Annotated in this window: 15 protein-coding genes; 9 read left to right on the forward strand and 6 right to left on the reverse strand. The window is 44.7% G+C overall.

What is annotated here, in order from left to right; all coding sequences use genetic code 11:
* Positions 1–63 precede the first annotated feature (63 nt).
* The 4 genes from gldG to CLV42_RS30350 form a co-directional block, all read right to left on the reverse strand.
* Positions 64–1764 carry a gliding motility-associated ABC transporter substrate-binding protein GldG gene (gene gldG, locus CLV42_RS30335; protein WP_106605704.1) on the reverse strand — a complete coding sequence of 567 codons (1701 nt, stop codon included), beginning with the start codon at positions 1762–1764 and terminating at the stop codon, positions 64–66.
* A 17-nt stretch (positions 1765–1781) separates the two neighbouring features.
* Positions 1782–2516, reverse strand: a complete 735-nt coding sequence (gldF, locus tag CLV42_RS30340) for a gliding motility-associated ABC transporter permease subunit GldF (protein ID WP_106605705.1) — start codon at positions 2514–2516, stop codon at positions 1782–1784.
* Between the two features lie 113 nt (positions 2517–2629).
* Positions 2630–3091: an iron-sulfur cluster assembly scaffold protein gene (locus CLV42_RS30345; RefSeq protein ID WP_106605706.1), complete on the reverse strand. Its 462-nt coding sequence runs from the start codon at positions 3089–3091 to the stop codon at positions 2630–2632.
* 49 nt (positions 3092–3140) lie between these two features.
* On the reverse strand, positions 3141–4358 hold the full coding sequence (locus CLV42_RS30350; RefSeq protein ID WP_106605707.1) for an IscS subfamily cysteine desulfurase: 1218 nt from the start codon (positions 4356–4358) through the stop codon (positions 3141–3143).
* Positions 4359–4502: 144 nt separating this feature from the next.
* Between CLV42_RS30350 and mce the strand changes: the two genes are divergently transcribed.
* A complete protein-coding gene (mce, locus tag CLV42_RS30355; RefSeq protein ID WP_106605708.1) occupies positions 4503–4901 on the forward strand; it encodes a methylmalonyl-CoA epimerase in 399 nt (132 codons plus the stop codon).
* 445 nt (positions 4902–5346) lie between these two features.
* On the opposite strand, the gene CLV42_RS30360 is transcribed toward mce, so the two are convergent.
* On the reverse strand, positions 5347–6627 hold the full coding sequence (locus tag CLV42_RS30360; RefSeq protein WP_245901771.1) for a UDP-N-acetylmuramoyl-tripeptide--D-alanyl-D-alanine ligase: 1281 nt from the start codon (positions 6625–6627) through the stop codon (positions 5347–5349).
* A gap of 206 nt (positions 6628–6833) precedes the next feature.
* On the opposite strand from CLV42_RS30360, the gene CLV42_RS30365 reads away from it, so the two are divergent.
* The 8 genes from CLV42_RS30365 to CLV42_RS30400 all read left to right on the forward strand — a co-directional run bounded on the left by CLV42_RS30365 (position 6834) and on the right by CLV42_RS30400 (position 11781).
* Complete coding sequence (locus tag CLV42_RS30365) at positions 6834–7211, forward strand: hypothetical protein (protein ID WP_106605709.1); 378 nt, start codon at positions 6834–6836, stop codon at positions 7209–7211.
* A gap of 26 nt (positions 7212–7237) precedes the next feature.
* Complete coding sequence (locus tag CLV42_RS30370; RefSeq protein WP_106605710.1) at positions 7238–7783, forward strand: YceI family protein; 546 nt, start codon at positions 7238–7240, stop codon at positions 7781–7783.
* A gap of 23 nt (positions 7784–7806) precedes the next feature.
* Positions 7807–8730 carry a DUF5777 family beta-barrel protein gene (locus CLV42_RS30375; protein ID WP_106605711.1) on the forward strand — a complete coding sequence of 308 codons (924 nt, stop codon included), beginning with the start codon at positions 7807–7809 and terminating at the stop codon, positions 8728–8730.
* Positions 8731–8815: 85 nt separating this feature from the next.
* Positions 8816–9142, forward strand: coding sequence for a DUF4157 domain-containing protein (locus CLV42_RS30380; RefSeq protein WP_106605712.1), 327 nt, complete (start codon positions 8816–8818; stop codon positions 9140–9142).
* Between the two features lie 142 nt (positions 9143–9284).
* On the forward strand, positions 9285–9671 hold the full coding sequence (apaG, locus tag CLV42_RS30385; RefSeq protein WP_089828842.1) for a Co2+/Mg2+ efflux protein ApaG: 387 nt from the start codon (positions 9285–9287) through the stop codon (positions 9669–9671).
* Positions 9672–9822: 151 nt separating this feature from the next.
* Entirely contained in the window at positions 9823–10701 is an 879-nt protein-coding gene (locus CLV42_RS30390; protein WP_106605713.1) for an MBL fold metallo-hydrolase, read from the forward strand.
* 41 nt (positions 10702–10742) lie between these two features.
* Positions 10743–11060, forward strand: coding sequence for a hypothetical protein (locus CLV42_RS30395; RefSeq protein WP_106605714.1), 318 nt, complete (start codon positions 10743–10745; stop codon positions 11058–11060).
* A 4-nt stretch (positions 11061–11064) separates the two neighbouring features.
* Positions 11065–11781, forward strand: a complete 717-nt coding sequence (locus CLV42_RS30400) for a zeta toxin family protein (protein WP_211303560.1) — start codon at positions 11065–11067, stop codon at positions 11779–11781.
* A 5-nt stretch (positions 11782–11786) separates the two neighbouring features.
* On the opposite strand, the gene gldB is transcribed toward CLV42_RS30400, so the two are convergent.
* Positions 11787–12836 carry a gliding motility lipoprotein GldB gene (gene gldB, locus CLV42_RS30405; RefSeq protein WP_449384889.1) on the reverse strand — a complete coding sequence of 350 codons (1050 nt, stop codon included), beginning with the start codon at positions 12834–12836 and terminating at the stop codon, positions 11787–11789.
* Between the last annotated feature and the right edge of the window lie 63 nt (positions 12837–12899).

The raw sequence follows: 12899 nt of genomic DNA on the forward strand, positions 1-12899 counted from the left end.
AGCACGGTCGGCATTTTGTTTTAGCATATACCTGATAACAAAACCATCGGCTGTTGCTGTCGGTTATACTTCAAATTTTCTTTGTCTGATAAACTGGAAAATGGCGGCGAACAACAGTACCAGCCCGATGGGGACGATGAAACAAATAGCCTGCCATTTGCTTTTCTCCTGTTTGACTTTTTCCGGATTCAGCAGCCTTAATGTTAATTCCTTATTACGGGCATCCATGATACCGGTATTATGGGTGAGGTATCCAAGGGAATTAAGGAGGAATTCACGGTTGGCATATACCATGGATTGATCGTAGAGGTTCACGCCCATTTGGAGGGGACCACTTTTCTGAGAAAAAGAATTGGTGATGAGATCTGCATCACTGGCCACGATCATTTTATTGACGGTGTCGCTGTTGTTCTTGAAAGGCTGACCAGAGGCCCGTTGTATGGCCTGGTGCGTATTCTCGTCCAGGCGATTGCGGAACAGAGAGGTAAACTGTCCCTCCAGCAATACAGCCACGGGCAGGTGCTGTTTGGTAAACTCGCGGCGGTTGGGTCTTACGCGCAGGCTGTTCCAGCTGATCTCTATTGGTGCACTGACGCTGCGACTGTTGGTAGAAGTAGTCAGCAGCACTGTTTTCTTAATATTACCTCCTTTAACGGTATCTATTGAACTGGCGAAATGGCTCAATACCAGGTCCAGATTTTTTACGATGGGATGGGCGCCGCTAGGTGTCAGCAATGGGAAATACGGGAATCCCAGGGGCTGCATCTGGCCGGTGCGGTCTACTACCTGTGGAACAAAATCACACTGCATGTCCTGCACCAGGTCCTGGTTAATACGTACGCCATAGCGGAACAATATATCTTCCAGGTTTAGTCCTTTGTCAAATGCGATAAAGCTTTCCTGCTTTTGCAGGCTATCTATGGAAGCATTCAGCTCGTCAATGAACCAAAGCACTTTACCGCCATTCATCACGTACTGATCTATCTTCAGTTTATCCTCATCGGTAAACTTCTTCTCTGGTTTCGCAAATACGATGGCGTTAAACTCCCGCGGGATGTGGGAAATATATTGCAGCGTAATGGTATCCAGCAGGTAGCTGCTTTGCATGGTAGTGAGTGCATCGTATACTTCAGCACCCAGCAGTTCTCCGTTGCCCAGCATATAGCCTACTAATGGCGGTTGTTTTTGCTGTAGTTGATAGATGGCATTGGCGAACTGGTATTCCAGCAGGGACTCTGAGCTGTTCATGGTAGCTTCCGGATTGAGTCCTCCCTGGTTTTTCAGCAGGTTGATACCAACGGTTTTTGAGCCATAGTGCAACAGGGCACCGGGGAAGATCAGCTTTTCAGAATATCCCTGGTTGGCGTCTTCCTGTACCTGCATATTAAAGGGAACGATACCCTTCTCTACGAGCGATTGCTGAAAGGCCAGGCGGGCGGAATCGGGTAAGCCCTGACCGGGGCTTTGAAAGGAGAATTGTACGCGCTGACCGGCATATTCCCGGAATTCTTCCAGCAGCTCCTGGCTGGACTGCGCCAGCTGACGGAAACTGGCGGGATAATCGCCTTTCAGAAAGATCTCTATAGTAACAGTACTATCCAGCCCACGAAGCATGTTTTTAGTACCGGTAGTCAGTGTATATCTTTTTTCCGCTGTAAGGTCCCAGCGGGTATGAAAATAAGCTGCCAGTATATTGACCCCCACAAGTACACCCACTACGACAATAGCCCTCTGCAAGTATTTTTTCCTTCTGTTGATAGCCACAAAATGAGTGTTTTAGATTAATCCCAGATCCTGCGTTGTAATGATAATCTTGTCAGGTAAAGCATCAGACCGATCACGCTCAGGAAGTATACAATGTCCCGGCTGTCTATCACGCCACGGCTGATAGAGGTATAGTGGAACTTGATGCCAGCCATTTGCAGATAATAGTCAGCGCCGCCGGTAAAGGCAGGCACTTTGCTTAACGCGTCAAAGCCATTGTAAAATATGTAACAGGTAAAAATAGCGATAAGGAAAGCTACAACGGAATTGGTGGTCAGGGAAGAAGACCAGACACCAATAGCGGTAAATACTGCTCCCAGCAGGAATAAACCGGTATAGGAGCCGGCCATGCCACCGTTGTCAAGATGTGCCGGATCGGCACTCAGCTGCCTGACAGCAATATAGTAAACAAGGGTTGGAATGAGAGAGATCAGTACTATCAGCAGGCCGGCAAGGAACTTTCCGGTAACGATCTGCCACCAGCCTAAAGGTTTGGTGCTTAGTAGCTCCATAGTACCGGTTTTGAACTCATCTGCGAAACTGCGCATCGTAATAGCGGGAATCAGCAGCAGATAGATCAGGGGAGCCAGTTCAAAGAGCGGATCAAGATTGGCATATCCGTAGTCCAGCAGGCTGGTATCGGGAAAAACGAACAGCAACAGGCCGTTGGCCAGTAAGAACAGGACGATGGCCACATATCCGGTAATGCTGCTGAAAAACTGATGTATTTCCTTTTTAAAGATTGCTAGCATAGTGATACTGAAAGCACAAATATATATAATTAAAAATGATCAATTAGGAATTAGAAATTGAATACCGTGCAGTCATTCAACTCTTAACGCTTAATTGATCACTTAATTATATTTTAATTATGTTCTTCTTCCAGTTCGTAGTCGCGCTCAGCCTCTTCTTCCTCTTCTTCCGTCTCCTCTTTCAGCAGTTCCATTCCATTTTTGTGACGGTAGTCATTGATGGCGGCTTTTACGGCATCTTCAATGAGAATGGTGCAATGAATTTTAGCAGGAGGAAGGTTAAGTGCTTCCACGATGTCCATATGATCGAGTTGGGCGGCTTCTTCGATAGACTTGCCCTTCAGCCATTCGGTTGTAATGGAGGTGGCCGCAATGGCAGCACCGCATCCGAAGGTTTTAAAGCAGGCATCCGTAATAACATGTCTGGCCGGGCTCACTTCAATCTGTATTCTTATCACTTCGATATACTCCGGCACGTGTATCAACCCTGTTCCTACCCGTTCACTGGTTTTATCCAGCGCTCCCACATTCCTGGGGCTGTTGTAATAATCAAGAACTCTTTCAGCGTAAGCCATAAGCATAAGTATAAAGCTGTCAGTAATTGTCCCCAATGTTTCATTGTCCTCAAAGACGGGACCACTCTATAGTGTTCATGTCCGCACCTTCTTTAAACATTTCCCACAGCGGACTTATTTCTCTCAATTTATTCACCGTTTCAGTAACGGTTTGGATGGCATAATCAATTTCTTCTTCCGTAGTGAAGCGTCCCAGTCCAAATCGGATAGAGGAATGTGCCAGGTCATCTCCAAGACCAAGGCCTTTCAGTACGTAACTGGGCTCCGGTGAGGCTGAGGTACAGGCAGAACCGGATGATAGCGCAAGATTCTTATTGAAACCCATCATCAGGGCTTCTCCTTCCACATAGCGGAAGGAAATGTTGGTGGCATGCGGTAAACGGTTGGTTTTTGATCCGTTAACGAAGGTTTGCTCCAGTTGCAGCAATGCGTTCTCCAGTTTATCACGCAGCGCTGCCAGCCTTTTGCTTTCTGCTCCCATTTCCTGCTGGCATAGTTCACAGGCCTTTCCGAAGGCCACGATACCGGGAACGTTCAGTGTGCCCGAACGCATTCCCCTTTCATGTCCGCCGCCATCCATCTGGGCGGTTACTTTTACCCGGGGGGATTTGCGGCGTACGTACAGGGCGCCTACTCCTTTGGGACCGTAAAGTTTATGAGCGCTGAAAGCCGCCAGGTCAATGCCATCGCGGTTCACATCCACAGGAACCTTACCGGCTGCCTGGGAAATATCGCTCATCATCAGTACACCATGTTTTTTGGCAATAGCGCTGATCTCCTTGATAGGGTTGATCACTCCTATCTCATTATTGGCATACATTACAGCAACCAGGATCGTTTTGGCTGTAATAGCAGCTTCCAGCTCTTTCAGATCAGGAAGTCCCTCATTGTTCACCTTCAGGTAGGTAATCTCTGCACCCAGTTTTTCCAGGTGTTTACAGGCGTCCAATACGGCTTTGTGTTCTATTTCAGTGGTAATGATGTGGTTTCCCTTGTCGGCATACATTTCAAATACCCCTTTCAGGGCCAGGTTGTCTGCCTCAGTAGCGCCGGAAGTGAAGATGATCTCTTTTGGATCTGCACCTATCAGTGCCGCTACCTGTTCACGGGCGAGATCGACTGCTGCTTCTGCTGCCCACCCAAAAGAGTGATTACGGCTGGATGCATTACCGAATGTTTCCGAAAAATAAGGAAGCATCGCCTCAACTACCCGTGGGTCGCAGGGGGTGGTGGCATTGTTATCCAGGTAAATTGGCAACTTAAGCATATCTGTCGGTCTTTAATTTGTCTGTATTGATTCCTCTACTACAAATTTAATGCTTAATTACGTTTCTTGCCTCCCACGATCATTGTAAGAACTGATGCGTATATAGAGAACGCCTATTTCTGCATTAAAATGTTAAATTGCCGCATGCTGAAAGTCGAACACATAGGAATAGCCGTCAGGTCATTAGAGACCTCAATCCCGTTGTTTCAGCGGCTGCTGAACAGTGATTGCTACAAAAAGGAAACGGTGGAAAGCGAAGCTGTACAAACAGCTTTTTTCCGTCAGGGAGAAACAAAAATAGAACTCCTGGAGGCAACCAATCCCGGCAGTACAATTGCAAAATTTGTGGACAAAAAGGGGGAGGGTATACATCATATCGCTTTTGAGGTAGCAGATATTTATGCGGAGATGGAAAGGTTGAAAGGGGAAGGGTTTACTTTATTGCAGACTGTGCCTAAACAAGGTGCAGATAATAAGTTAGTCTGTTTCCTGCATCCAAAAGACACAAATAGCGTACTGATCGAGCTTTGCCAGGAAATTTGAGAAATTTTTTAAATAATGAAATCCAGGAAATTAAAATGTTCGTAGATATATCCAGACACATGTAGCAGACACGTTAAAAGAAAAACATTCAATCAGAAAAAATTTAAGGATTTAAACAATCAGATGCACAAATTGTTGTTCTTGGGAGCGGGGAAGTGTTCATAGGTGTATTAGTAGCGAATATGATATAATCTACGTTATCTTATTAACTCAACACTTAACCCTGAACAAATGCCCGTAACCTCATAGTAGTTATGCCTCATAAGAAACAAATTGCAGCTAATGGTCTCATATGCCTTATAAAAACTAATTCATCACTTAATTCAAATTCCAGCAATTACATTTTTACATATATAACGTAAATAATTAACTCTTTATATAATACTCTAAAGTTGGCATAGGTTATGAACACCTGCGGGCTTTCCAGCTTGCAGGTCTCTTTTTTTTATAGAATGACCTTTTCCATACCCATGCTTCTGGAACCTTTAATCAGCAGATACGTATCTGTAAACTGTTGTTGCTGCAGCCAGGAAGCCGCCGCTGCCGCATTCTCAAGGAATATATACGGATGATTTGTTTTAATGAAATCACCACCTACCAGTACAACTGCATGCCAGTGTGTACGCTGCAGCAGATCAACGAGTGCCTGATGTTCTTTTACACTATCCGGGCCCAGTTCCATCATGCCACCCAGCAACAATACTTTCTTCTCAGCAGTAATACCGGCAAAGTTTTCAATTGCTGCTTTCATGCTTGAAGGGTTCGCATTGTAGGCATCCATGATGATGGTGTTGCTGCCCTGTTTGATCACCTGCGAACGGTTGTTGGAAGGGGTATATGTAGCAATAGCTGATTGGATCTTTTCGGCAGGTATACCGAAGTGCAGTCCAACTGCCACAGCGGCCATCACATTTGGGAAATTGTACGCACCTACCAGCTGACTATCGATCTGTCCGATGCCTTCATGACTGGTAACTTTTACGCTCAATAACGCACTGTCTGCCAATGGCTGGCCTATATAATCAGCCGATTTCTGCCCGTAAGTAATAACAGTCGGAATACCTTTGCTCATCTCCATGAGATACGGGTATTCATTGCAGACAAACACTGTCCCGTTATGCTGACGCAGAAAATCATACAGCTCCCCTTTCGCCCTGCGCACACCTTCTTCACTGCCAAAACCTTCCAGGTGCGCCTTTCCGATGTTGGTAATAATACCATGTGTTGGCCTGGCTATCTTACAATAACTTTCGATCTCGTGTTCATGATTAGCCCCCATTTCAATAACAGCAATGGCTGCATCAGATGGTATGCGGAGTATGGTTAACGGTACGCCTATGTGATTGTTCAGATTACCGATGGTGGCAGTGGTTTTCAATGCAGACGACAATACCGTACTGACCAGTTCTTTCGTAGTTGTTTTACCGTTAGTACCAGTGATGGCCAGGAAAGGAATATCGAAGCTCTGCCTGTGGCGCAAGGCCAGCTGCTGCAATGTTTCCAGCACATCCGATGTCAGCATCATTTTTTCCGGCTGGGTGAAATAAGCTTCCTCATCTATTACGGCAAAGGCAGCTCCTTTTTCAAGTGCGGCGGCAGCATAAGTGTTCCCATTGAAATTAGGACCTTTCAATGCAAAGAATATATCGCCTGCCTTGAGCTGCCTGGTATCTGTCTGTATAGATGGGTATTGTTTGTAAATATCGTAAAGCTGATCAATGTTCATAGAAACAAATGTATTAAAATTCAGTTGATAGTCCATAGGCATCACCATAGTTGGTGATAAACTGCAGTTTTGAGATTTTCGAAAATTATAAAGATGAGTTGTCTGACTGACATGCACTGTCAATTATATAATATATTTTTGCATTACGCGTTATAACGCAATAACCATAAAAGACCCGGGCCTGCCCGCCTTAAACTCAAAGTGAAATGAAAAAACCTATGAAACCCGCACTGTTTCCGTTAGTGCTTATGCTGCTTGTGTACAGTTGTACAGCCGAACAGGCTCCCGCGCCAAATCCAGGTATTGAACCCACTGCCTGTGATACGGCAGTGATCACATCCTCCTACATTATGACGACCATTTCCAGCAGATGCACGAATGGCGCCTGTCATAAGGGGACGGGAAATTTTGTTGTATCGGATTTCTCTACACTGGAGAAATTGAAAACCTATCTCAAGGCGAATGAATCAATATTCCGTGAGCGGGTTACAAGCGCTAATGCCGATATGCCTCCCCGTGGGAAGCTAAGCGAGGGAACACGTGACTCTATTAATTGCTGGCTCTCCCATGGTATGCCAGATTGATGACCCATTAACAAAAACAGTCTACAATGAAACAGATCATTACCTTGCTTGCAGGATTGTTCCTTGCCCACGCCGGTTTTGCCCAGGATGTATTTACCTGCCGGAACACTGCACTATCTTTTTTTTCAGCCACGCCCGTAGAAGATATTGACGCTATTTCAGACAAAGGTGTCTCTGCTATCAACCTGAGAACGGGCGACGTCTATTTTAAAGTGGCTGTCAACACATTCAAGTTTAAGAAGCAGCTCATGGAAGAGCATTTCAATGAGAACTACATGGAGAGTGATAAATACCCCCATGCTGTTTTTAAAGGCAAACTGGTATCACCTCCTGATCTGCATAAAGATGGCACCTACGAGGTGATGGTAGATGGTACGCTGTCGCTTCATGGGGTAGATAAGGCCTACCATGAAAAGGCGACTATTACAGTCAAAGACGGGAAACCCTCGGCTAATGCCAAATTCAATGTGAAGCTGGCCGACCATCACGTTAAAATACCTACCCTGGTTATCAAGAACATCGCGGAAGTAGTGGAAGTAACTGTGAAAGCTGCTTATACTGCTGCAACCTAAAATCCTTTAATCTGTCAGAACCTATGAAACATATTTCTCTGCTGTTCCTGGGCTGTTGCCTGGGACTGAATACCTTTGCCCAGGAAAGCCTGGAAGCCCTGGTGGCAAAAGACGAAGTGAAGACGCATGAGCCGGTGATCGCTACTTATAAATCCACCCGTATTATACAGGGACATTCTCCTGAAACACTGAAAAAACGTGAACTCGACTTCAGGGTAGCGCACCATTTCGGTGATCTGGGAGGCGAATTTGGTGGTACCAAGACCTTCTTCGGAATGGACAACTCTGCCGATGTCCGTATTGCATTTGAGTATGGTATTACCGACCGTCTGATGGTAGGTATTGGCCGTACCAAAGGTTCGGGCAGCCTTACCCAGCTGTATGAAGGGCTGGCAAAATACAAACTGTTGCAACAGACTACAGATGATCATATGCCTTTGACCATCACCCTGTTTGGTAATTCAGTGGTGAGTGGCATGACATCCAGTGAAACTGTTTCTGATGCGAGCTACTTTGGCAAATTCAGTGACCGCCTTTCTTATACCGGTCAGGTGATCATTGCACGGAAATTCAACCGTAGTCTTTCCCTGACCTTATTACCAACACTGGTGCACCGCAACAGGGTAGGATATCTGGATGAGAATGACATTTTCGCACTGGGCGCAGGCGGGCGGCTCAAGTTTTCTAAACGTGTGGGACTGCTGGTAGAGTATTTCTACCCCTTCCGCGGCCAGGAAAGCAAGGATTATTTTAAACTGCAGGGGCGGAAGCTGTACAACCCATTGGCAGTAGGCCTGGAAATTGAAACCGGAGGGCACGTATTCCACCTGAACTTTACCAATTCAACCGCTATTCTGGAAAACCAGTTCATACCTGAAACTACTACTTCCTGGTTACAGGGGCAGTTTAGGTGGGGATTCAATATCTCCAGGAGATTTTCGCTGTGATAATTAGGAATTAGTATTAAGAATTATTAGTGCATAACTTCTTAATTCTTAATACTAATTCCTAAATTGTATTTTTACATACGTCATGGAACCGGTAACCTGTTACATAAAAGAAAGATCCTTTCTGGCACGCCTGGCAGCACGTTATATGGGTGGGCATCAGATTGCAATGGTCATAGGGAGGACGATCCATCTGCATGGCACCAGCAGGGAAAACTTTCTGCGGCATACCTGGTGGGTCCGACATGAAATATGTCATGTCATGCAATACCGGGAGCTGGGGCTTGTACCTTTCCTCTGGAAATACTTCTGGGAATGTATCAGGGTCGGATATTATGCCAACCGGTTTGAGGTAGCAGCCAGGGCTGCGGAGCGGGATGCGGCTATTATGGAGCGGGTTAAGATAGTTTAAATAGCTTTTAATCAGTGGGTTAGGGGTGCCGGGAAGCCCGTCAGTACTACTTCTAAACGAAAAGTTAAAGTCTGACCCATCATATAATTTTTAGTACTACTGGATATATTTTGCTTATTTTTACGTTAAACGGAGGTGTTTTATGGTAAAAAAAGTAACAGACGGAATTACCATTAGTGTCGAGACATTTTATCAACCGGACTATTCAAATCCGATTGGTAGTGAGTTTATGTTCGCCTACCGTATCACAATCGAGAATAACAATACTTTCCCTATCAAACTCCTCCGCCGTCATTGGTATATCATAGACTCCAACGGTACTCACCGTGAAGTGGAAGGAGAAGGCGTAGTAGGTGTTCAGCCACTACTTGCTCCATCTGAAAGTTATCAATATGTCTCAGGTTCCAATCTGCGTACAGAGATCGGCAAAATGTACGGTACATACCAGATGGAAAACCAGCTCAACAAAAAGCTGTTTGAGGTCAAGATCCCCGAATTTCAGATGATTGTCCCTTTTAAGCTAAATTGATTTACTTTTTGCCTTTTATTTGCTGAAACAAAGCGCCTTTTGGGGTGCTGGTATGCTGTTTGGGAAGATGGATTAGCTAACTTGTATTGTCAGTGACAGATACAGATGGTACTGCATTGCGTGCCTTACTATTGATTTTGAAGAACATTTAATGAAACTAACAATCACAGGGTATTCTACTGCTTTATTTTCAACCTGGTATTTCATCGAAGAGCTGGGACTTTTGCTGGATGCTGGAGATGGCGTAATGTCTACCTTACTGCAGAAAAGCAGGAAGGTCAATCATGCGTTTATCTCGCATGCGGACAGAGACCATCTTACCGGGCTGCTGCAGTTCAACCAGCTGAACGCCAGGGAAGGATATCCTGTTATTCATTATCCGAAGGACTCCCGCTCTTTCCCTTATATGCAGGCCTTCTTTCAGCAGTTTGATCCTTATGCTGTAGGCACGGTATGGGAACCTGTATCACCAGGTGATGAGATCCGTGTGAAGGATGATATCTTAGTGATACCCGTGCGTAACGGACATGTACCTGTACCGCCGGAAATTATCAGAAGCCTGGGCTTCAAAGTCATGCAGACAAAACGTAAACTCAGACCAGAGTTAGCTGGGCTGTCAGGAGATGAGATCCGCAGAATAGGACTGGAACATGGGAAAGAAAGTACTACTATGGAAGTCCGCACGAATATACTCAGCTATTCCGGTGATACACCGGTAGAAGACCTGACTCAGTGGAATGACTCACAGATACTGATACATGAGGCGACCTTCCTGGAAAGGGAAGAAGAGATCAAAGTATACGCGTATAAGAATAAACATAGCAGGCTGGATGAAGTGATAGAAATGGTGAGTGGGAGTAATATCGCGAAATTGATATTAGGGCATTTTTCATCCCGGTATGCTGCGGAGCAGATTGATAGTGCGATCAGGCAGTTGTGTGAACGCTATGGGGTGAATATTCCCGTGTTCAGGATATTGCCGGGAGAGACGGTGGTGGATGTACTGGGTGGGAAGCCGGTGAATGGGTAGTATGGTATTAATTGCTTAATTTTAGAATATAATAGGTTAATATGTCAAACGAGATTCCTTTTAAAGAAAACGACGAAAGTGATTACAACTGGTCGGAGATTAATAGAGGAAGTTTTTCAGATCTGAGCGCCATAGAAGATGGCACAGATACAAGCATACTGGAAAAGATTGGTGCGAGAGCGGCAATTAATGCGATCAATGAGAACAGAGCCCTGCAATTACCTCTCACATATGAGAAGGATGGATGGGTAATTAGAGAATATGCTGACGGGCACGTTGAAAAAATAGAGGAAATTATTACTTCGGAGATTACATCAGGTTTTAAGAAAGGCGCTGTTTTACATGTCAAATTTTACTAAACGGATGCGCATTTTTGCCGGACCGAATGGTTCTGGTAAAAGCACTATCATTTATGATATCAAAAAGAACTTTTATTCCGGATTTTATTTGAATGCGGATGACATCCAGAAAGCATGTAGTGAGAAGGGATTTATAAATATGGGGGATTATCAGTTGAATATTCCCTCAGCTGTTTTTGAAAAATACCTTTCTACATCTTCCTTAAGGGAAAAATCTGAAAAAGATGGATATAAAGTTGACCTCAGGCTTCAGAATAATATAATCACCACAGGTAAAAATACGCATGCATATGAAGCTGCATTGATCGCTGAATTTTTAAGACAGCAGCTAATACATGCAGGGCATTCCTTCTCATTCGAAACAGTGATGTCCCATGTATCCAAATTGGAGATTCTTAAACAGGCACTGGATGCCGGATATAGAAATTACTTGTATTTTATTGCAACTGATTCTGTTCAAATTAACATTGATAGAGTGAAAGAAAGGGTGAGAAAGGGAGGTCATAATGTCGATGAGGACAAAATCATAGAAAGATATGCCCGATCCCTGGACTTGCTTTCAAAAGTCATTCCTTATACGTATCGTACTTTCCTGATAGATAATTCCCGTTTAAGCTATCGCTTAATTGCAGAATTCGAGAAGGATAGAATGTTGATACATGATCAGGATATCCCTAACTGGCTACGCATTTACGTGTTGGAAAAAATGCAGTTAATCTGATATCCCTACCTCGGCCTATACTTCGACTGCGAAAATATCTGCATCGCATTCTTATTCTCCATCAGCTGTTGCAGCGTTACCTCAGGATGCTGTTGCATATACTCCTTCACAATCCTCCAACCTACAAACGGCCCGATCCTACCTGGCGCTCCTTCTGGCATACCCTGCGTAGACGGCCCATCATTCATGAAATGCATATTGCTCTGCCAGTCAGATTTATACAACAGGTTCTGTTGCACGAAATACTGCCAGATCATTAGTTCATTGTCATTACACCACTCCATCTGCTCCTTCGTATACCCCAGACGGATACTATCTTCGGTTTCCGGTAATACCTGCTCCAGGAAGTACTGCTGTTTGCCGGCGCTTACCAGCTGATTGATCAGCTGTTCACCTGCATCTGCACCCGGGTATTTCTGTTGCACCAGTACCTGGATGCAATTGGTCGTAAGATATTCAGGGGAGAATTTGCGGATCATGTACATAGGGTAATCAGGCAGCATGGGATATATCGGGAAATCTTTGCCCAGGTACATATCCAACCCTATACCCAGCACAGAATCAACAGTTACAGCACCGTAATTACTGATCACGGAACTGAAGGTGACTATTCTCTGCGGAAGGCGGAAGGAAGGAATATAGTATTTGATATAACGAAAACTCTGCGCCAGGTCTTTTTCCAGTGCATCCAGCTTAGGGAAATGTGCATTGATGGAATCCTGCAACACCCGGTAATCGCTGTTACCAACAAGCATACGGGTCTGCAACAGTATCATTTTACTGGTGTCTGCATAAGGACCGAAATTCATGATATGCTCGATATAGGCCGGCAGGAAAGCAGGATATGCTTTTGCCAGCTGTTGGAGGCCCGGTTGGATATTATTGGTATCCAACTTGAACAAGGCATGATCAAAACGGTCAATTTGTACGTTGACAGCAATATGGCTCACATCTGGCACGTTTTTGTGCTTACAGGAGGAGACACAGCATATAAGGATGAGCGCGTACCATAAGCACTGAGTGCTACCAGCTAATTTATTAACGTAATTTCGCATACTTAACATCTAACTACGAATAGGTAAAAATATTATATAGCTTGTATTAAAAAAAAGATAAAA

The organism is Chitinophaga ginsengisoli (genome assembly GCF_003014595.1).
In the GTDB taxonomy this organism is placed as follows: Bacteria; Bacteroidota; Bacteroidia; order Chitinophagales; family Chitinophagaceae; genus Chitinophaga; species Chitinophaga ginsengisoli.